The 19,391-nt window shown below is 61.9% G+C and carries 17 protein-coding genes; 15 read left to right on the top strand and 2 right to left on the bottom strand.

The annotated features are described in order from the left end of the window. Positions 1 to 172 precede the first annotated feature (172 nt). The 3 genes from B9A24_RS00160 to B9A24_RS00150 are packed head-to-tail and all read left to right on the top strand — an operon-like array spanning position 173 to position 4,538. A complete protein-coding gene (locus B9A24_RS00160) occupies positions 173 to 1,432 on the top strand; it encodes an efflux RND transporter periplasmic adaptor subunit (RefSeq protein WP_084442986.1) in 1,260 nt (419 codons plus the stop codon). A gap of 39 nt (positions 1,433 to 1,471) precedes the next feature. Continuing rightward, complete coding sequence (locus tag B9A24_RS00155) at positions 1,472 to 2,155, top strand: ABC transporter ATP-binding protein (RefSeq protein ID WP_022821726.1); 684 nt, start codon at positions 1,472 to 1,474, stop codon at positions 2,153 to 2,155. A 22-nt stretch (positions 2,156 to 2,177) separates the two neighbouring features. After that, on the top strand, positions 2,178 to 4,538 hold the full coding sequence (locus B9A24_RS00150) for an FtsX-like permease family protein (protein WP_084442984.1): 2,361 nt from the start codon (positions 2,178 to 2,180) through the stop codon (positions 4,536 to 4,538). Between the two features lie 329 nt (positions 4,539 to 4,867). Here the strand turns inward: B9A24_RS00150 and B9A24_RS00145 are convergent, their stop codons facing one another. Both B9A24_RS00145 and B9A24_RS00140 read right to left on the bottom strand, forming a co-directional pair. Further along, the gene (locus B9A24_RS00145; protein WP_084442981.1) at positions 4,868 to 7,498 is read right to left on the bottom strand and encodes a toprim domain-containing protein; all 2,631 of its coding nucleotides are present in this window, start codon (positions 7,496 to 7,498) and stop codon (positions 4,868 to 4,870) included. A 104-nt stretch (positions 7,499 to 7,602) separates the two neighbouring features. Next, positions 7,603 to 8,013, bottom strand: coding sequence for a hypothetical protein (locus B9A24_RS00140; RefSeq protein WP_143434656.1), 411 nt, complete (start codon positions 8,011 to 8,013; stop codon positions 7,603 to 7,605). A gap of 269 nt (positions 8,014 to 8,282) precedes the next feature. Between B9A24_RS00140 and B9A24_RS00135 the strand changes: the two genes are divergently transcribed. The 12 genes from B9A24_RS00135 (at position 8,283) to B9A24_RS00080 (ending at position 19,176) form a co-directional block, all read left to right on the top strand. Next, entirely contained in the window at positions 8,283 to 9,002 is a 720-nt protein-coding gene (locus B9A24_RS00135) for a hypothetical protein (RefSeq protein WP_084442977.1), read from the top strand. Positions 9,003 to 9,101: 99 nt separating this feature from the next. After that, entirely contained in the window at positions 9,102 to 9,476 is a 375-nt protein-coding gene (locus B9A24_RS00130) for a hypothetical protein (protein WP_084442975.1), read from the top strand. Between the two features lie 19 nt (positions 9,477 to 9,495). After that, the gene (locus tag B9A24_RS00125) at positions 9,496 to 9,822 is read left to right on the top strand and encodes a hypothetical protein (RefSeq protein WP_084442973.1); all 327 of its coding nucleotides are present in this window, start codon (positions 9,496 to 9,498) and stop codon (positions 9,820 to 9,822) included. Further along, positions 9,791 to 12,409, top strand: a complete 2,619-nt coding sequence (locus B9A24_RS00120) for a VirB4 family type IV secretion system protein (protein ID WP_084442971.1) — start codon at positions 9,791 to 9,793, stop codon at positions 12,407 to 12,409. The genes B9A24_RS00125 and B9A24_RS00120 overlap by 32 nt, the downstream gene beginning before the upstream one ends. Beyond that, complete coding sequence (locus B9A24_RS00115; RefSeq protein ID WP_084442969.1) at positions 12,406 to 13,542, top strand: hypothetical protein; 1,137 nt, start codon at positions 12,406 to 12,408, stop codon at positions 13,540 to 13,542. The genes B9A24_RS00120 and B9A24_RS00115 overlap by 4 nt, the downstream gene beginning before the upstream one ends. Positions 13,543 to 13,567: 25 nt before the next feature. Further along, positions 13,568 to 14,212, top strand: coding sequence for a hypothetical protein (locus tag B9A24_RS00110; protein ID WP_084442968.1), 645 nt, complete (start codon positions 13,568 to 13,570; stop codon positions 14,210 to 14,212). A gap of 59 nt (positions 14,213 to 14,271) precedes the next feature. Next, the gene (locus B9A24_RS00105) at positions 14,272 to 14,988 is read left to right on the top strand and encodes a conjugal transfer protein TraK (RefSeq protein ID WP_143434654.1); all 717 of its coding nucleotides are present in this window, start codon (positions 14,272 to 14,274) and stop codon (positions 14,986 to 14,988) included. 21 nt (positions 14,989 to 15,009) lie between these two features. After that, on the top strand, positions 15,010 to 15,903 hold the full coding sequence (locus tag B9A24_RS00100) for a DUF4138 domain-containing protein (protein WP_084442966.1): 894 nt from the start codon (positions 15,010 to 15,012) through the stop codon (positions 15,901 to 15,903). A gap of 19 nt (positions 15,904 to 15,922) precedes the next feature. Further along, on the top strand, positions 15,923 to 17,311 hold the full coding sequence (traM, locus tag B9A24_RS00095; RefSeq protein WP_084442965.1) for a conjugative transposon protein TraM: 1,389 nt from the start codon (positions 15,923 to 15,925) through the stop codon (positions 17,309 to 17,311). 31 nt (positions 17,312 to 17,342) lie between these two features. Then, positions 17,343 to 18,230 carry a hypothetical protein gene (locus tag B9A24_RS00090; RefSeq protein ID WP_084442964.1) on the top strand — a complete coding sequence of 296 codons (888 nt, stop codon included), beginning with the start codon at positions 17,343 to 17,345 and terminating at the stop codon, positions 18,228 to 18,230. A 6-nt stretch (positions 18,231 to 18,236) separates the two neighbouring features. Next, positions 18,237 to 18,776 (top strand): hypothetical protein, encoded by a 540-nt coding sequence (locus B9A24_RS00085; RefSeq protein ID WP_084442963.1) that lies wholly within the window; start codon positions 18,237 to 18,239, stop codon positions 18,774 to 18,776. A gap of 16 nt (positions 18,777 to 18,792) precedes the next feature. Further along, positions 18,793 to 19,176 (top strand): hypothetical protein, encoded by a 384-nt coding sequence (locus B9A24_RS00080; RefSeq protein ID WP_084442962.1) that lies wholly within the window; start codon positions 18,793 to 18,795, stop codon positions 19,174 to 19,176. Positions 19,177 to 19,391: the final 215 nt, after the last annotated feature.

Here is a 19,391-nt window from a genome sequence, read left to right as displayed (position 1 = left end):
TTCGAACTGTATCAGAACCGAACGGTCAACTGTATCAAAACCGGACGCTCGGCAAAAGCGGGCAATCGGAATTTGAAATTACAATGTTGATTACCAATAAATTACAAGAAGGGCATCGTTCTTGGCACCTCCGGTCAATGGCTTTTTGCTGCTATTTCCTGCGCCGAACCGAATGGATGTCCCTATACCGAAGAAAAAGTGGTCGTTTGTCACCCGCTGGTGGTGGCTGGGGGCACTGGTGCTGGCGGGCACGGGAGTGGTAGGCATCTACTGGCCCCGGCCGGGCCAGCGGTTGCACGTCGCAACCAGCCGGCTGACCATCAGTCCTGTTACGCGGGGTAATTTTCAGGAATTCACGGCCATCGACGGGGTGGTGCAGCCGCTGCGCACCGTGTACCTGGACGCGGCGGAGGCCGGCACGGTGCAGCAAGTGCTGGTGGAAGAAGGCACGACTCTAACGGCGGGCCAGCCCCTGCTCCGGCTGGCCAACCCCGACCTGCAACTGGAAATGGTGAACCGCGAAACGGCCGTGTACGACCTGATGAACAACCTGCGCAATACCCGCAACCAATTGCTGCAAAACCGCATCCTGCGCCAGAATCAGCTGGCGGACATCGACTTCCAACTGGCCGAGGCCCGTCGGGTGTTTGATACCAACCAGGTGCTGTACGACCAGAAGGTGATTGCGCGGCAGGACTACCTGCAAAGCCAGAACGCCTACCGCTACCAGCTACGCCGACGACAGCTCACGCAACAGACCCTGCGCCAGGATTCGGTGGCCATGCAGCAGCAGCTGGGCACCATGCAGGAATCGGTGCAGCGCATGACCAGCAACCTGGCCCTGATGCGGCGCAAGATGGACGACCTGCTGCTGCGGGCCCCGGTCGGCGGGCGTCTCAGCTCGCTGGCAGCGGAAGTGGGCGAGGCCAAAACCCGGGGCCAGCGCCTGGGACAAATTGACGCGCTGGCGGGCGTGAAACTACACGCCGCGGTGGACGAGTTTTACATTGCTCGCATCGGAACCGGTCAGGTGGGCGAAGTGGTGGTGGATGGCCAGGCGTATGCCTTGCGCGTGACCAAAATCTTCGCTCAAGTGGCCAAAGGCCTGCAAATCGACCTGGCCTTTACCGGTACCCCGCCACCAGGCCTGCGGCGGGGCCAGACCTTGCCCATCCGGCTGGCGCTGAGTGCGAAGGCCCCGGCGGTGCTGCTGCCCAAAGGCGGCTTTTACCAGCAAACCGTGGGCAACTGGGCGTTCAAGCTGGGGGCCGACGGCACCCGTGCCCAGCGGGTGGCCATCCGGCTGGGCCGGCAGAACCCCGACTACTACGAGGTGCTGGCAGGCCTGCGGCCCGGCGACCAGGTCGTGACCTCCAGCTACGAAGGGTACGCCGACCAACAGGAACTAGTGCTGGACAACCACCAGCCGTAGGCATTTTACTAACTACTTGGCCATAAAAGACTGCTAATCATGATTAAGACCGAAAATCTGGAAAAGGTATACCGCACCGAAGAGGTGCAAACCAAGGCGCTGAACCACGTCTCGTTGACGGTGGAGCAAGGGGAGTTTGTGGCCATCATGGGCCCCTCGGGCTGCGGCAAATCGACGCTACTCAACCTGCTGGGCCTGCTCGACGAGCCCGACGGCGGCAGCCTGCAACTGCTGGGCACCGAAACCAGCCGCTACTCGGAGCGGCAGCGGGCCGAGCTGCGCAAGCGCAGCCTGGGCTTCGTATTTCAGAGTTTCAACCTGATTGATGAGCTGACGGTATTTGAGAACGTGGAGCTGCCCCTGCGCTACCTCGGCGTGGGGGCCGCCGAGCGGCGTCAGCGCGTGGAACAGGTGCTGGAGAAAATGCAGCTGCTGCACCGGCGCAACCACTTTCCGCTGCAACTCTCGGGCGGGCAGCAGCAGCGCGTGGCCGTGGCCCGCGCCGTGGTGAACGCCCCGCCGCTGCTGCTGGCCGACGAGCCCACCGGCAACCTCGACTCGGCCAGCGGCCACGACGTGCTGGGCCTGCTGACTGAATTGAACGAGGCGGGCACCACCGTGCTCATGGTCACGCACTCCGAGCACGACGCCCGGTACGCCCGGCGCGTCATCCGCCTGCTCGACGGGCAGGTGGTGCTGGAAAACAGCCGCAGCCAATTCTGAACGCGTTCCTTCCCCCTCGGCCATGCTTCCCTACCCTTTGCTGCTTATCTACCGCAACTTTAAGCGGTTCAAAAGCACGTTCTTCATCAACCTGATTGGCCTCTCGACCGGCCTGGCCTGCGCGCTGCTTATCTACCTGTGGATAAGCGATGAGCGCAGCTTTGACCGCTACCACGCCCTGGACGGCCGGCTCTACCAGGTGCTGGAAAATCGCCGCACGGCCGCCGGCATCGAGACCCAAACCGGCACCATACCGCTGCTGGCCGAGGCCCTGCGGCGGGAAATGCCGGAGATTGAATTTGTGGCCACCACCACGCCGGTCCCGTTTTTCCCCGCGTTCACGCTGACGGCGGGCGGCCAGCACCTCACCGCCGTCCCCAAATACGCGGACCCGGCCTTCTTCCAGCTGTTTTCCTACCCCCTGCTGGTGGGCACCCCCGCCACGGTGCTGCGGGATAAACACGCCATTGTCCTCTCAGAAGCCCTGGCTACGAAGCTCTTTGGGTCGCCGCAGAACAGCCTGGGCAAGGCCGTGAAATGGCAACTGGCCGCCGATAGCACGCAGACCAGTCTGGTGGCCGGGGTGTTTGCCGGGGTGCCGCGCAACTCGTCTGAGCAGTTTGACTTCGTGCTGCCGTTTGCCTCGTTCAAGGACCGGATGCAGATGAGCGAAACCATCAAGTGGGACGACGACGGCCCCTTCAACACCTACCTGGCCTTGAAGGAGGGCGCCGACCCCGCGCAGTTTCAAGCCAAGCTGGCAGGGTTACTGAAGACCAAAAGCGCGCAGGCCCAGGCCCGGGCGCGCACGCTGTTTGTGCGGCCGTTCTCGGCGGGGTACCTGCACGGCACCTACGAAAACGGCGTCGCCACCGGGGGGCGCATTGCCTACGTGCGGCTGTTCGCCCTGATTGCCGGGCTCATTCTGGTGATTGCCAGCATCAATTTCATGAACCTGTTCACCGCCAAGGCCTCGCGGCGGGTAAAGGAAGTGGGCATTCGCAAGGCCCTGGGGGCGAGCCGCGCCGCGCTGGTGGGGCAGTACCTGACCGAGTCCGTGGTGATGGCCTTGCTGGCCCTAGTCGTGGCAGTGGGGCTGGTACAGCTCGTGCTGCCGCAGTTCAGCGCGCTGACGGGCAAGCCGCTGGCCTTGCGGTGGGAGCCGCAGCTGGTGGGGGCCGGCCTGGCCCTGGCGCTGGGCATGGGGCTGCTGGCGGGCAGTTACCCCGCGTTCTACCTGTCGGGTTTCCAGCCGGCGGCCGTGCTGAAAGGCAAGCTGCCGACCAGGGCCGGCGACGTGTGGACGCGGCAGGGCCTGGTCGTGCTGCAGTTCACGCTCTCGGTGCTGTTCATCGTGGCCGTGGTGGTCGTCAACGCGCAGCTGGCGTTTGTGCAGCGCCTGCCGCTGGGCTACGACAAGGCGCACGTGCTCCGCTTTGATACGGGCGGCAAGGCGGCGCGTCAGCAGGCGGCCTTTCTGGCCGAGGTGAAGAAATTGCCCGGCGTCGTGCAGGCGTCCAGCGTCTTGGGCGGCTTCCTGGGGGGGCGCTACATCGCGGAGATGAGCTGGCAGGGGAAGCGCCTGCCCGTAGCGACGATGCTGGTCAACTACGGCCTGGTGGAAACGATGGGCATGCACTTAGTAGCCGGCCGCAGCTTTGCGCCGCAGTTCCGCGCTGACAGCGCCGCCGTCCTCGTCAACCAGGCCCTGGTGGCCGGTCTGGGGATGCCGGACCCCGTGGGCCAACGGCTCGACGGCGCCCGCATCGTGGGCGTGGTCCGCGACTTCCACTACGAGTCACTGCACGAAAAAATCAAACCCCTGCTCCTCCGACTCGACCCCCAGATTAACACGGTGCTAGTGAAGCTCCAGCCCAGCGCGGAGCAGGCCACGATTGCGCGGCTTCAGCAACTGTACGCCGCCTACAACCCCGGCTTTACGCTCGACTACACGTTTCTGGATACCGACTACCAGGCCCAGTACGTGGCCGAGCGGCGGGTCGCCGTGCTCGCCCGCTACTTTGCCGGGCTGGCCATTCTCATTTCCGCCTTAGGCCTGCTGGGACTGTCGGCCTTCACCGCCGAGCGGCGGCGCAAAGAAATCGGCATCCGCAAGGCCTTGGGCGCGAGCGAGCTGGGCATTGTGTGGCTGTTGACCAGCAGCCTGACCAGGCTGGTTGTCGTGGCCATCGTGCTGGCGCTGCCTCTGAGCTACCTGCTACTGCAGCGATGGTTGGAAGGCTTTGCCTACCGCGTGGCATGGCAGTGGTGGTACTTCGCGGCCGCCGGGATGGGGGCCCTGCTCATTGCCTGGCTCACGGTGAGTGTGCAGGCCTGGCGGGCTGCCCGCCGCAACCCCGTGTTGAGCCTGCGGGCAGAGTAATGATAGGCGAATAAGCTAGCCGCGCTGATTTGCTAAAAGGCAGGACACTGGAGAATAGCGCAGCAGGTAAGCGCGCCGCATCCACGTCTTGTGCTCCATCGCAAAGGCAAGTAGCGCTAACCAGAGTGCCGCTGCTTGTTCCCAAAGGTAGCCAGCCGCTCTACTCCGACCGTTTAGGAAAACGGTAGATTTTGTTAAAGTCATGGGTGTAATGCCGCTTAACGTGCTATATTTTCCGTTTTCTGAAAGAACCCCATAAAAGCTATCATTTCCCTTGCAAAGCGCTGATTGTTACTACCCTCCAGTTCGACAAATCAGTCGGGAAGCGCTTACCGGGTGATTTCATTATTCCGCGCTGGCATGGTCGCTTCCTGGCCTCTACTCAGCTCGCGGCGCTCGGCACGGTCGCTGCCGTGCTCAATAACCTGGCTGCCGCTTTGCTGGCCCACGGCATCCAGCGTGTGGCTAATTCGGGAAATCTCCGGCTGGTCGGTGCGGTACGACACTTTCATTTCCGAGTGCCGGATGCCCTCGGCATCGGTCGTACTCTGAATGTCGCCGGCTTTCGCGCCGCTGCCGATAATGGCGGCTTGTACGGCCTCAGCTTGGCCACGCTCGCCCTGAGTGGTAGCGGGCTCGTCTACCTTGATAATGAGTTGTTTCTCGCTACCCTGAATGGCAGTGCTGAACACCTCCGCGGTAGTAGTGGCTTCGATACTGGGCTTTGCGGCCACGTCCTGGCTACGGTCCCGGTTGTGGGGCTGGATGGCGGCGGCTTCAGCGGCGGCCTGACGAGCGGCGCGGTCAGATTCGCTTTCCGCTACGCTAACGCCGGCATACTTTTCATTGCCGGCCTCGGCGCGGGCATTGGTGTTGGTCACGATGGCGTGAATGATGGCAATGTCCGGCTGGTCGTTCCGATACGTCATATCGAACTCCGCCCAGCGGATGCCCTGCTCATCAATGGTGCTGCGGACTTCGCTCGTCCGCATCGAGTAGCCGGAATTATCCAGAACTTCCTTCCAGGCCTCAGCGCGGCCGGTGGTGTTGGGTTCTACCTCGTCAATTCGCCACGTCGCCATTTTCTCCTCCGCCGACGGGCCAGCGGGCAAGCTGGTTACCACCGGGGGCTCTGCGAAGCGGGCCCGGCCGCGCAGCTCCTCCTGCTCGGCCTCATCGACTTTGCGGCCGGTAGGAGGGGGGTTGTCATTGATGTACTCCTTCAGCAGTACCAGGCCGGCATCCTTGGCGTGCACGAACTGCGCCGTGTGCGCTGCCGCTTCCTGCTCGGTGCGGTAAGAGCGGAACTGCTTTCCTTCCTCCTGGCTGCCGGCGTCGGCCGCTGCCGCGCCCAGCACCGCCTGGTTGAAACGACGGTCTTCGGCCTGGCGCTCCTCTTGTCTTTCAGGGCTGTTATCGCGCCCCCGCTGCTGGCGCTGCTGCTCGTCGTACTGGCGGCTGGTTTCCTGCTCATCGCGCTCCATCGCGGCGGAACGGGCGTACTCGGCCTGACGCTGCTGCTGCTGACGCTGCTCCCGCTCGGCGGCGCGCTGCTGTTCGTCCAACTGAGCCTGGGCGCGGATTTGCTCCGCGCTCAGGCCCTGCGCGGTCAGTTCCAAATCCCGGTTCCAGTCCTTGGCCTGCGGATAATCAACGCGGATAAAGACTTCCTGCCCGCGCTCCTGCGCGGGCCGCAGCTGCTCGCGCTGGCGGTACAGCTCCTGACTGATGACTTCGAGTTGCGCGGTGTCGGCTTTAGCCACCGACAAGCGAAGGACGGTTTCCCGCTCGGTGCTGCGCTGCACCTCCAGCTCAATGGTGGGGCCAGCCTCCTGGGTGCCGTTCATCCTGGCTACCCGGTCGGTGAGCTGCTGCACCTGGACGGCACCGTTTTCAGCACTCTCGTGGTGGTAGCTTACTTTCAAGGCCGTGTGGTACTTGTCCGACGTGGCGTGCCACTCCACCGGCCGGCTGGCTTCCTTATAAGCTTCCTGGTCAGCTACGGGAATCAGCGGCCGGGCCGGGTGCAGCTCATTCATGTAATTCATATTGAACTGCCGCCCGCCGGCATCCCGGTCATTGGCCAGCACGATTTCTTTGGGCTCCTGCTTATCAATCACCCGCTGAATCAAGGCTACCTGCGCCTCGGTGGGGGTGCCGCTGGTAGCGATGTAAAGCGTATTTTTGGAGTCCTGCGCGTGTTTTAGCTGGTAATGGGAGAGAGAGTCAATAGCTGACTCGGAGACTACCACCCGCTCGACCGGCGTATCCTTGCCCTGGGTCGGATGAGAAACCCAAACGCCATTTTTGGGCAAAGGCAGCAGGTTTTTATAGTGCTCGTTCTTCTGCTCGATGCTGGCCAGGCCCTGCTCATTGTAGAGGGGGAAGGCCGTGTTCTTATGCTCGTTCTGCTGCGCGGTGAAGATGCGGCCCTGAAAAGCGGGGCTCTCAATCGTGCTGTCAGTAATACCCCGGCCGTGCAGGTACGAGCGGTCGGTCAGCTCCTTGTTCACGCCCAGCACCTCCGCAATGAGCCGTGTTTTGCGGTCCTGCTGCTGCTGCTGCTCGTGGTCCGGGTCGCCCACGGGCAGGGCGTTGAGCCGACTAACGTCTACCGGAGCGGCGTAGACGCGGGTTGGGGCAGCTCCGTCATTCAGGTACTCCCGTAGCTGCTGACGAACCTGCCCCAAATTCAGCCCGTGGCCATTGCCGCCCCGGGTTTTCGCAAAGTCAATGACGCTGCCCTTGTCGCGGTCGTCGCCGGTGTTCAGGTACACCTGGTGGTCGGCTTTGCGGGTGACGATGAGCACCTCCCCGTCTTTTTCGAGCTGGTGCCAATCGCCGAGCTTGCCTTCCTTCTTTACCTGGTAGCCCTGGCGCTCGGCATAGTCAACCAGGTCAATGGTACGCTTGAACCGGTCAAGCTCGGTGGGGTCATTTTCTCGGGTAGGGGCGTTCATCGCGGGGAGCTTACGGGTGGTCGTTGATGACCAGTAGCTCCGGGCGGGGAAAGGGAGGCGGTGGGTGGAACCGCCTCACTACCAAGAATACTATCCGGTCGTGGTTACGGGGCTGGGGACTCCGATGCGCCGGCGGCGTGCTCGGAATCAGATAGGGGAGGGGTATTGCTATCGAAGGACTTGAACTGCGTTTGAAAAGTGGTCAGGGCCTCCAGGTTGGCAAAGAGAAAGCGGGGGCTTACACTATTGGGGGGAATCCTGATTAGCTCAGTGGCGACATCGAGGCTACGGAGCAGGCGTTGCAGCAGGCGGGGCTGTTCGCGTTTGAGGGAGTTGTTTTTCAGGCCCACGATGCTGGTGTAGGGAAGCTCGTGCTGCTCGCAAAACGATTTCAGCTCCCCTTTGCCCAGCATCAATAAACGAGACTGGGCGTAGCGTAAAACATCGGCATAGGGAACGGAGAGGTTTAAGTCAGGAAAGCTTCGGGGGGCTGAGACATGAGGAGATGGTACCATGCAGGCGGTTGATTTTGTGGTGCAAAAGGTGTAGGTGGATCGAAAAGAGGAGCGAAGAATCCACAAATACACGAATTGCAGTCAATCACTGCAAGCAGGACACCACAAAAAACCAAAATAGTACCACAACCAAAGCATACCACAGTAGCCCGTTGACAACACGCTACTGTGGTATGGGTGCTAACGCAGAATCATTGTAGAAGTTTTAAAGAGTATTTTAAGAGTATTTGCAGAACTCTTTCAGAATACCATCCGTAAGCAGGATTCATATGAAAATGGCCCTTTTCGTCGCGCTTGCCCTCATTTTACTAGGTGTACTGTCCGGCCTAGCCTGGCGGCGCATCAAGGGCAAGGCCAGGAGTATAGATCTCGTGGCAAAAAGCAACCATAAATCGGTGTGGTCATCTCATTATGGCCCGGCAACTATTCTTCCCAAGCGGGAGCCGGTAACGACGGTCCCCCCGCCGGCCGCCGGCAGCCCGCTATCGAAGCTCATGCCCGCCGAGGATTTGCGGGTACAGGAAGAGCAGGCAAAAGCAGCAGCTCGTGCTGACGCAGCCCCGGGCGCCGAACCAGAGCAGCAACAAGAGCAGGCTGCTAAGCAGCCTAACGAGCCGGAGGATGTTACCAGGAAAGAAGCGCCAACACTACCACTCCGGTCCTCTCGCCACGCTCCCGGTGCCAAGGTGAACGTGCTGGATATGCTCGGTACCGATAAGGCAGCGGCAACAGGCAGGAAGCCGGCCATTGCCGACGCAACGCCGGTAGCAGTAGCAGCGCCGTCCGCTGCAGCCCCAACTGACGATGCCGTGCCGCCAACCCTCTACGCCAACCCGCTGACGGAAGCTACGCGCACCAGAAATGACGAGGCAAACCGCCAAGCCGCGGTAGCGCTAAAGCAGCGCAACCGGGCGGCTTTACGAACTGGCACCGATGGCCAGAAAGCGGCCCTGGCGGCCCTGATAACGGAAGGCGCCGCGCCTGGCTAACGGTGTTACTGGCCGCTGGTCAGCTCTTTCCTGCGAATTCCCAGGCCTGCTTTTTGGGAGATAAGCACCCCACTACCAAACCCCCTTTCCATCACTCTTATGTATAAGAACCCTCTTTTCCTGGCCAAGAAGCTGGCGGTTGCCGGTCAAGCCTACCACCCCTCCCACTCGGAGAAACGCGCCTACGCCCTGCTGCTGGGATTGGCGCTGCTCTCCGCGCCGGCACGCGCTCAAAGTGCCGAGGCAGCATTAGCCGGGGTGCAGGATACGGTTGTAGGCATCGTGCAGGTCATTTTCGCCATCGTGCTGATTGTGGGCCTGATTCGCGTGGTCATGAAGTTCGTGCAGGGTGCCCCGGATGCGCTGGGCTCCCTGGGCTGGCTCGTCGGCGGGGTTATCCTGTGGTTCGGTTTCCAGCTGTTTAAAGACGACCTGGTAGGGGCCGTAGGCGGGGGCGAAGGGGGTGTGCGCTAAGCCCTGAGTAGCCGCTCTCATGCGCTCCTATAAGGCTATTGAGCGACCAGCCCAGGTCCTGGGCATGAATATTCAGGACCTGGGTATCCTGGTTGGCTTGTTCATCGGTTCCGTGCTGCTGCTCGGATTTCTGGGGATGGCGGTTAAAATCCCCCGCCTGGTCTACCTGCTCATCATTGTCGGGGAACTGGGCCTCATCATGGGCCTGCGCTACCTGAGCCGCAAGCAAGCACCCGGCTTCCTGCTGGGCTGGCTCTCCTTCACCTTCATCCAGCCCCGCCGCCTAGCCGTGGGGCCTCTACCAACTCCTGCTCATGACAAAAAAACCAAAAACCGCCGCCTTTAACGCGGTGATGCCGGTCCATAGCTTTGAGGGCGACAAAGTTGTCTTCAAGGACGGGCGCGTGGGCGTGGGCTTTCTGGTCGAGCCGGCCGAAATGGAAAGCTGGACCATCGAAGACTATGAGGCCTTCCAGGCCGCCCTCGTCGGGGTGCTGCGGGCGCTGCCGGTGGGTAGCATCGTGCAGAAAACCGACCTCTACTACGACCGGCCCTACCGGGAAGACAAAACCCAGCAGACCTACTTTGAAAACAAGATGAACAAGCACTTTTACGAGCGGCTGGTGCTGTTCCAGAAGTCTTACCTGTTCCTCTCGTTTGCGCCGGCTGCGGTAAAGTCGCCCAAAACCAACGCGGTAAATGCCCTGGTGGCCCGCGCCGGCGAGGCCGTGCTCAAGAATCCGTTTGCGCAGCTGGTGCGAACCCTGGAGGTGGCCGAAAGCGGCGCGGTGGAGTTCATTCAGGGCATCAAAAACCTGGGCGGCGTCACCTTCGAGCGGCTCAGCAGCCAGGAAATTTACCAGTTGTACCTGCAGTATTTCAACCTCAGCTTCGACGCTCAGCCGACCCGGCAGGAGCGCGAAATCGGCAATGACCTGGGCACGTTCAGCGTGGGCGAGCAGAAGGTCAACGTCCTGTCGATGGTGGGGCAGGGCTCGGGCGCTTACCCGGCCGTGCGCAACAGCTACGGCGTTACCGCGCCCATGCTCTACCCGCTCACGCATATTCTCCAGTGCCCCCACGTGCTCACCCAGGCCCTGATGATTCAGGATACCCGCGCCGAGCTGAGCAGCCTGGATACCGACCGCAAGCTCAACGCCTCGCTCTCCTTCCTGGCCACGCAGGATAACCACCTGCGGGCCGCGGAGGTCGAGGCGTTTACCGCCGAGGTGCGGGCCGAAAACAAGCAGATAGTGGGCCTGCACCTCTCGGTTATGCTGTGGGATACCAGCGATACCAGCCGGCGGGAAAACGTCGAGCGGGCCACGGCGGCCTTCCGCTACATGTTCGGCACCGAAAGCGTCGTGGAAAGCTACCTGGCCCTGCCGGTATTCTTCGGCCTGCTGCCGGGCAACGCCAACCAGGTGCCCGACCGCTGGCTGACAACCACGGCCGACCGGGGGGCCTGCTACATGCACTGGACCGCTACCTACAAGACCGACCCGGTAGGGGAATACCTCACGGACCGCTTCCGCAATCTGGTGCAGGTGAACCTGTTCAACACGGCGCTGGACAATCAGAATGCCATGGTTATCGGGCCTTCCGGCTCGGGCAAGTCCTACACCTTCGGCAACCTGATTGTGCAACGCTACGAGAAGGGGGCCCGCCAGATTATCATGGACGTGGGCGGCACCTACCGCAACGTGCTGCAGTCCCTCAACGGGGAGGATTTCGACAACACCTACTTCGAGTACGACCCGCAGCGCCCGATTGAGTTCAACCCCTTCATCGTGCCGCGGGACCAGGCCAACGGCAACAAGTGGCTCTATAACGACGAGAAAACCAACTTCCATCTGGCCCTGCTGGCCGCCCTCTGGAAAGGGGGCAAGGACGCGGGCCTGGACAAGTCGGAGCGCACCATCCTGAGCCGGTTTCTGATTGAATACTACGGGTATCTCAACGGGCACGACCAGCTGGGGCAGAAGGATGAGGAGCTGCCCGGCATGGAAAGCTTCTACCGCTTCGTGGAGCGCTACGATGCCGCTATGCAAAAGCCCGTCCCGGTGCCCGGCGAAGGGCAGGAAGCGGATCCGCTGGACGGGGCCCGCCGGCAGTACCAGAAGAACCTGAAGTACATTGACATGCACCAGTTTTTCCTGGTGCTGGGCCAGTACATCAGCGGCGGCCGCTACGAGCGGGTGCTCAACGCCCGCCGCGACGTGGATTTGAGCGAGTACCGGCTCATCTGCTTTGACCTGGCCAAGGTGCAGGCCGACCCCGACCTCTACCCGGTGGTGGCCATGCTCATCACCGAGCTGAGCCTGGATCTGTTCCGCAAGTTCCCGGATGCGGTGAAGTACATCGCCCTGGATGAAGCCTGGACGATGCTAAGCGGGGTGCTGTCGGAATTCATCGAATCCATGTACCGCACGATTCGGAAAACCAACGGCTCGGTGACCATCATCACGCAGGGCATCACGGAGATTACCAGCAGCAAAATCGGGCCGGCTATCATCAACAACTCGGCTACCAAAATTATCCTGCGGCACCTCAACCCGGATTCGCTCGCGCAGCTGCAGGCCCCCCTCGGGCTGACGGGCCACGAGATGGACCTGATTAAGTCGGTGCGCTCCACGGACCAGCTGCGCGAGTTCTTCATCAAGCAGGGCGCTAAAGGAAAGGTGTTTGGCCTGGAAGCCTCCCCGCAGCTGGATGCTGTTTTGACGTCTAAGCCCATGGAGCGCAACCACCTGGGCAAGCTGGTGAAATTCTACCAGCAGACCAACCGGCGCCCCAAAATGGACAAGGCCGGTCAGCGCGTAGTCGGCCCCGATGGGGAGATACAGTACGAGGACGTGAAAGTGCAACGCCTCGACTACGCCGTGGACCAGTTTGTCGAAGATAAGCAGAGCCGCAAGCTCGGGGGGAAATGATGAGCAGCTTCCTAATGGTGGCCTACGGCATCGACCCGGGGTTTCTGCGCGCCTGCGACCAGACCTTAGCCATTGTGCTCACGGCCTGCCGGTTCCTGACGCCTAGCCTGATGGGTATTGCCCTGCTTTACACCATCGGGCGCGGCTTTATCAGCGGCAGTGGCCTGGCAATGGACTGGGGGCCGATTATCAAGGCTACCTGGATATTCTTTCTGCTCTTTTTCTACCAGAGCCTGATGGATACCCTGGGCACCGGCATTGCGGCATTTACGGCCCTGTTCGCTACCGACCAGTCCGCGGCCGAAGCGCTCAGCGCCCTGACGACGCCCCCGGCGGTAGCGGCGGCGGCCAGCAATGACAATATCGGCATGGGCGACATTGTTTCGGGGGCGGCGGCGATGATTAGCAGCATCTCCGATACGCTCAGCTCCTTCACCTTCTCGGGCATTATGACGCGGCTTTTCACGGCGACCACCGTGCTTATCGTCCGGGAAATCATGACGTTCCTGCAACAGTTCATCCTCGGCTTCCTCTACGTTTCCGGGCCGATTGCCATGACGCTTTCCGTCATTCCGGCCTTCGGGCAGCTGGCCCTGAAGTGGCTGCAGAACTTCCTCGCGGTGCAGATGTGGGGCCTCACCTTCGTGCTGCTGGATACCATGTATGGCTTTTTTGCCGACACCCAGCGGGTTGCGGGCGGCATCCTGGCCAGCGGTGGGCCGGCGCAGTCGGTGGATGATACCAAGCTCATGCTCATGTCGGTGGCCTTCGTGCTGCTGTATAGCATCGTGCCCTACCTCACGTCCCTGTTTATCGGCTCCTCGGCCGTGCAGGGCTTCGCTGGCCAGATGGCCGGTATGGCAGTGGGCGCGGCTACGACGGTGGCCGGGGTGGCATCCCCTGGGGGCGGCGGCCTGGCTTCGGCCGTGGGCCGGGCAATGGGTAACGCGGGCGGCAGTGGCGGCAGCAGTGGGGGTAGTAGCAGTGGGGGTAGCACTGGCGGCGGCGGCGGCAGCAGTGCTGGCAGCAGCGAAGCAAGTAGCTCGGCCTCCTCGGGCCTGCCGTCCATCACCATGTCAGACGCGCTGAACCCTTCCTACCGGCAACGGGCCTCGGGCCTCTGGACTACCTAAACCTCTGCTCCTTAAGACGAAACGCATGAAAAATCTTCTGCTATCCGCTGTCCTGTTGCTGGCCCTGGCGGGCTGTCAGCCGAGCGAAACCAAAGCCCCGGCCGCTACGGCTGACGCACCAGCTACGGCTGCACCAGCGGCGGCCGGGGCCGGCGCTGGCCTTCCTGCCCCACTGCCCACGTCGGCCGTGGACATTCGGCCCGCGGTCGAGCAGCTGCTCCCGGCAGAAGGGTACCTGCACGTAGTGTCAGCTAAGGCCCTGCGGATTGAACCGCTGCAAGTGGCGCTACCGCCGCTGTGGGGCTCGCTTAAAGCCGGCGCGGCCCGGTCAATGCCGGGCTACCGGATTGGCTACGAGGCGGTAATCAAGTGGGTACCGAAAGGCTACGGAACAGAGACAGTACCGGCGTCCATGCCCCTGTACGCGCCGACCGGGCGTGACACGCTGGCCCGCTTCCTTCTGGGGGGGATCAACCCCATCGTGCCCGGCTCGGAGAACTATACCAGTCACAACGTGGCCCCGGAAAAGCCGGTTACCGTGCGCGGCACCGTGTATGCCTTCACTGGCCAGGACAACCAGCAGCAGCCCGCCTTGGTGGTGTATCCCTACCGGGACAAGGGCGGAGTACCCCAAGCCAGTAAAATGACCTTCCTCCCGCTCAGTCAATAGGGGCGGTAGGGAAGAAAATGCCCAATCGACCAGACCCTGACTTGATAACCCCCAATAAAATGGATTCCGCCAAAGACCTAAGTACCTCTTTCTCCACCATGCGCAACCTGGCGCTGGGGAGCATTTTTGCCCTGCTGCTCGTGGCCCTGGCCTCGGGCTACCTGGTGTACCGGGCCTACGAAAACAGCGGAAAGCGCGTGTACGTCGTCTCGCAGTCCGGCTCGGTGGCCGCCCTCTCGGCCGCCAACGACGCGCACACGCCCTACGAGGCCCGCAACCTGGTTCGGCAGTTCATGCAAACCATGTTTGGCCACGACCAATACACCTACAAAGCCAACCTGGACGCGGCCCTGCCCCTGATTGAGGGGCGCGGGGGCCGGCGCATCTACGAGGGCTTCACCCGCGGGCAGGTCTTGCAGAACTACGAGCGTTACGCGGCCCGCAACGTGGTGACCGTGGACAGCGTGCTGGTAGACATGAGCCGCCGCCCCTGGTCGGGCTCGGTGTACATCAAGCAGCGCATTTTCATCGGGGGCCAGCAGAAGGAGCCCCTGCCGCTGGCCGCCCGCTTCAACCTGGAAGAAACCAACCGCTCGGATGCCAACCCCTACGGGCTGCTGATAACCAACTTCGACTACATCCCCTACACCCCGCAGCTGACGCGGGAAGAGCAGGAGCTGCTGCTGGCCCAGGAAGCTGACCGGCAACGTCGCCTCCAGGAAGCGCAAAGCCGCCTGACGCCGGCTCCCGATGCAGTCCCGACCCCTACTCGCTAATTCCTAAACCCGGTTTCAACCATGCGTACCTATATCCTGCCGACCCTGCTGGGCCTGCTCCTTTCCGCTTCTGTAGCTGCGGCCCAAACCGCCCGCACGCAGCGCCCGCCTGCCTCGGCGGTGGTGGCCAATGAAACCCTGCTGGATGTGGCCGTATCGGACAGCTCCACTACCTACCTCGTGTTCGGGGGTCCGGTGTCGCTGGTCGATGTGGGCATGGCAGGTAACTACCTGGTCAAAATCGAAGCCAATGCCGTGTTCGTGCGCGCCAAGCGCAGGAATGCTCCCCCTACCCCCATGCTGATTCGCTACGGGTCAAAGTATTGGCTGGGGCGGCTCGTGTTTGTCAACCGGCCAGTCCTGCAGCTCTACGACTTTCAGAAAGACGGGGCCCTGGGCATGAGCGCCAACTGCACGTTGGCCGGCTCTGCCCCCGAAAACGAGCTGGCGCTGGATAGGGAGCTGGCGAAGAAAAACAAGGTGGAGGGCAAGCTCAGCCAACTGCGCAAAGCTAGAGAGGAGCATCAGGCGGTGGCCGTGGTGGAAAATGACTTGGTGCTGTTGCTGGCCAACGTGCGCAACGATAAGGATTTCACCTACCTGCGCCTGAAGGTCATCAACAAAACCAACATTGACTACAATGTCGATTTCACCGACTTCCAGCTGGTGGAAAACGCCCAAAAGAAGTTTTTAGCCAAGAAAAGGAACGAAGCGCGCCGCCCGCTGGCCCCCTCGGGCGGCGCGGCCAATCAGATTATTACCGGCCGCACGACCGGCTACCTGACCTATGCCATCCCCCTGTACGCGGCCACGGAACGCGGCTACCTGGAAGTAACCCTGCGCGAACTCAACGGGGCGCGGGTGCTGGTGCTGCCGGTGCCTTCGCGGGTGATTAACCGCGCCTCCACCATCTAAGGCCGCTGGCCCCCTCACTATGGAACTCATTACCTCCCCAAACCAGCCGGCCGCACGAGAGCCGAACCCGGACAATGCGCGGGACCAACGGCCCGCGGCCGTGGTCGAGAAACCCACCCCCACGGATATTCTACGCAACAACTGGATGGTTTTCGCCGGCCTACTGCTGCTGCTCGTGGTCGGTGGGCTGCTGCTGTGGCTTAAGTCCGCGCAGGAAGCCGCGCAGCAGGAAAAGGAGCCGGTAGCGGCGGCCTCGGCCAACATCGAGCCGGAAATCGCCTCGCCCGAAACCGCGCCGGTATTGCCTAGCGCCTCGCCTTCGGCCCAAATCGAGGCCCAGCGCCGCGCCGAAATGGACGCCAAATCTACCCCGGCGGCTCCTACCGAGGAGGATGTGGTAGATGTGTTTGCCGTAGATACGACCGGGCAGGCGCTACGGCGTCGGCGGCGCGCTCAGGCGGCGCGTCGCGCGGAGGCTGCCCGCGCGGCCGCGGCCGACGTGGATACCATTGAAACCACTATCCAGGACCCTGGTACCGGCTCTTACCGGCCGCAAACGCTCGTGGTGCCCCGTCGGCGTATCACGGCCGGCGGCGGCGGTGGCCGGCGGCGCACTTCTGCTGCGGCCCGTAGCCTGGTGCCGGCGCGGGACGCGGACGGTACCCCGTTTGAAACCGACCCGGACGTGTTGGCGATGCTGGCCAGCTCCCCGCCCGAAACCCGCGCTGCCTATGAGCGCATGACGGGCAAACGCTACCGGGACCCCAATCAGACGGCCCAGCTACTGGCTAATCGCCTGAATGCACCGGGCAGGGATGGTTTCAATACCGTTAAGGTGGGCGGGAGCTCCTCGCGCATGATGGCACCGGGCAACTATCAGCAGCAACAGCAGCTCACCCCCGACGTGTTTTTTAAGTGCGTCATCAACGGGGAGCAGAAGGTACGCACCGGCTCGGTGGTTATTCTGCGCCTGCTGGAAGATGCCGTAGTCAGTGGCGTGACCTTCCCCAAGAACATGGTCTTTGCGGGCGTAGCCACGGTGGGCACCAACAACGTGACGCTGGAAGTAAACCGCCTCGGACCCACGCGGGTGGACGCGGACATCTACGATTTCAATTATATGCCCGGCATTATGATTGACCCGGTGAAGCGCATTGCCAAAGATGCCTCCATGGCCGCGGGCGACCTGCAGCAGCAGACCACGCAGGAACTCAGTACCGCTATCGACCGCTCCGCCTCGGCCGCTAACTCGGTGGTGGGCGTCGGGGGCCGCGTCGCGGCGTCGGTGCTATCCCGGCCCAAAACACGCACCAAGCTGCGCGACGTGCTGCTCCCCGATGGCTACCCCATCCTGATTACCACGGCGGCGGCCGGCCAGCTGGGGCCGGAAGCCGCTAGTGGTCGTTGATTCTTTTCCCTTCACCTAAAAGCTTACGACTATGAAAAAGCTTGTTTTGCCCGCCCTGGCGGCTGCTACGCTAGTTTTCTCCGCCCAGCAGGCCTCGGCGCAAGCCGTGGTAAATGACCCGCTGCACATGGGCATCCACATTGGCGACTTCGCCAAGCGCTTGGCCCAATGGACCGAAACGGTCAAGAACTACCAGGTGGTAAAAGATGCCCGGCAGATTGCCGGCGTCACCCAGGACATCACCGGCCAGGTAAAGGACATCACCGACCAGACCCTGCAGCTGCAGCGCCAGGTGCAGGCCGACCTACGCAAGGTCCAGAGCATTCAGGATTTGCGCCTCTCCAACCCCCAGGAGCTGTTTGCCCGGGCGCTGGCCATGTCGGGCCGGGGCCAAAGCAACCAGTACATGCCGGTGTTTCAGAAGGCCGAACGCCTGCGGCAGGCCTTGCAGATGGGCAACCCGCAGCAGGACTTGAACACGGTGTATGACGTGTTTTCTCGCTTCGGGGCGGGCGCTACGGCCGGCAACAACCGCATGAGTTCCTCGCAGTATCAGGCCAAGCGGGAAGAAGCCGCCGTTTCCACGTTCGCCTACGAGGAAATGATGCAAAAGAAGAAGATTGCTACCGCCTTCGGCTACTACAAGATCGCCGATGAGATGACCCAGCAAAGCATTGAAATGAATGCGACGCTGAAAAACCCGGGCCGGTACGCCATGACCGAAGGGGAGCGCATGGCGGCTCTCAACTCTTCGAACGATAACCTGATTAAGGCCATGCAGCTACGCCAGGAAGCCGACCGGCTGTTGGCGGAAGCCGCGCAGCCGGGCCCTTCCCGTCAAGCCGCTGAGCTGGTGTACGCGGACGTGTTGGTCCAACAGTCGCTTATTAAAATGGACCGCTCCCGTCCTCGTCGCTAATTACGTATGAAAAAGCTCCTGCTTGTGGCGCTTGCCCTGGCTGGGGCCGGCACGTTGCCGGCCCTGGCCCAACGCCACGTTAAACATATTTCCAGCTGGGGGGTCCACGCCGGCCGCTCCGAAAAAGGCGACTACTACGAGCTGAGCTACACCTCTATGCTCACCGACCAGCTGGCGCTACGGGCCAGTGGGCTACGTGACGCCGGCAACCTTGCCGCTCGGGGGGAATACTCCACTTATCAAGGGCGGTTATTCCTGGCTCCGCAACTCTTCCGAATCGGGGAGATTGCTTACGTACACCTGCTTTTTGGGGCGGGGGCCGGCTACGAGCGCACCCATGAGAATCGTACGGGTGAGCTGACCGCCGACGCCAACGAGCCGCAACGCTTCACCTACGGCCCCCAGGCCGGGGCCGAAGTTGATTTCTTCCTCGGTAACCGCCTCTCGCTCGTGGCCACTGGCACGAAAGGCTACCTATTCAACAACCCTCTTATTGACCAATGGCCCGGCAATGCCAGCGCCGGCCTGCGGTATCACTTCCGCTAACTTTCCTTTCTCAACTATGAAACGACTTGCCTATCTACTGCTGAGCTGCGCGGCTCTGGCCACCAGCTGCTCAAAAGACAACGACGCTACGCCCTCCGGGCCAAAAGAGTACCAGGTGGAGTACCAGGTTACCTCCAATGCCCTGGAATCGGATTACCTGAGCTACACTAACGAAAGCGGCGGCAATACGACGCTTAGCAATACGCCGCTGCCGGCGAGCTACAAGTTCAAGCGCACCATGAAGCAGGGCGACAACCTGACTATCCTGGCCAGCATCGACGGGGGCACGGCGGCATCAGAAATTACCTGCTCTATCCTGCTGGATGGAAAAGAGGTAAAGAAGGAAACCGGCCGGGGCATCGATGCTCAGGCAGTACCGGTGTACGTTATCGGGCAATAGTTACTTTTGCCACCTATTTTGAAGACAATAACTCCAGCCACAGAATGGTTGGGGTTATTGTTGGATGGGTCTTATCGCGTAACAGGTGCCACCCCGGCTCCTGCTCCGTGTCGCCTCGTGGCGAGCGAGTAAGGTGAGGTGGTCTACCTGGCTAGGCGTAGGGCCGCCGCCTTAAGTCACCGCCCTTTGTGACGTTGGAACACAGGTTGCTAGAA

The organism is Hymenobacter roseosalivarius DSM 11622 (assembly GCF_900176135.1).
Lineage (GTDB): Bacteria > Bacteroidota > Bacteroidia > Cytophagales > Hymenobacteraceae > Hymenobacter > Hymenobacter roseosalivarius.
This window is presented reverse-complemented; position numbering and strand designations above follow the sequence as displayed.

Coding starts and splice junctions, on each gene's coding strand:
- B9A24_RS00135 (WP_084442977.1), top strand. CDS start 8,283: ATGAAAATGGCCCTTTTCGTCGCGCTTGCCCTCATTTTACTAGGTGTA.
- B9A24_RS00090 (WP_084442964.1), top strand. CDS start 17,343: ATGAAAAAGCTTGTTTTGCCCGCCCTGGCGGCTGCTACGCTAGTTTTC.
- B9A24_RS00120 (WP_084442971.1), top strand. CDS start 9,791: ATGACAAAAAAACCAAAAACCGCCGCCTTTAACGCGGTGATGCCGGTC.
- B9A24_RS00155 (WP_022821726.1), top strand. CDS start 1,472: ATGATTAAGACCGAAAATCTGGAAAAGGTATACCGCACCGAAGAGGTG.
- B9A24_RS00100 (WP_084442966.1), top strand. CDS start 15,010: ATGCGTACCTATATCCTGCCGACCCTGCTGGGCCTGCTCCTTTCCGCT.
- B9A24_RS00145 (WP_084442981.1), bottom strand. CDS start 7,498: ATGAACGCCCCTACCCGAGAAAATGACCCCACCGAGCTTGACCGGTTC.
- B9A24_RS00125 (WP_084442973.1), top strand. CDS start 9,496: ATGCGCTCCTATAAGGCTATTGAGCGACCAGCCCAGGTCCTGGGCATG.
- B9A24_RS00140 (WP_143434656.1), bottom strand. CDS start 8,013: ATGGTACCATCTCCTCATGTCTCAGCCCCCCGAAGCTTTCCTGACTTA.
- B9A24_RS00110 (WP_084442968.1), top strand. CDS start 13,568: ATGAAAAATCTTCTGCTATCCGCTGTCCTGTTGCTGGCCCTGGCGGGC.
- B9A24_RS00080 (WP_084442962.1), top strand. CDS start 18,793: ATGAAACGACTTGCCTATCTACTGCTGAGCTGCGCGGCTCTGGCCACC.
- B9A24_RS00130 (WP_084442975.1), top strand. CDS start 9,102: ATGTATAAGAACCCTCTTTTCCTGGCCAAGAAGCTGGCGGTTGCCGGT.
- B9A24_RS00105 (WP_143434654.1), top strand. CDS start 14,272: ATGGATTCCGCCAAAGACCTAAGTACCTCTTTCTCCACCATGCGCAAC.
- B9A24_RS00160 (WP_084442986.1), top strand. CDS start 173: ATGGATGTCCCTATACCGAAGAAAAAGTGGTCGTTTGTCACCCGCTGG.
- B9A24_RS00085 (WP_084442963.1), top strand. CDS start 18,237: ATGAAAAAGCTCCTGCTTGTGGCGCTTGCCCTGGCTGGGGCCGGCACG.
- traM (WP_084442965.1), top strand. CDS start 15,923: ATGGAACTCATTACCTCCCCAAACCAGCCGGCCGCACGAGAGCCGAAC.
- B9A24_RS00115 (WP_084442969.1), top strand. CDS start 12,406: ATGATGAGCAGCTTCCTAATGGTGGCCTACGGCATCGACCCGGGGTTT.
- B9A24_RS00150 (WP_084442984.1), top strand. CDS start 2,178: ATGCTTCCCTACCCTTTGCTGCTTATCTACCGCAACTTTAAGCGGTTC.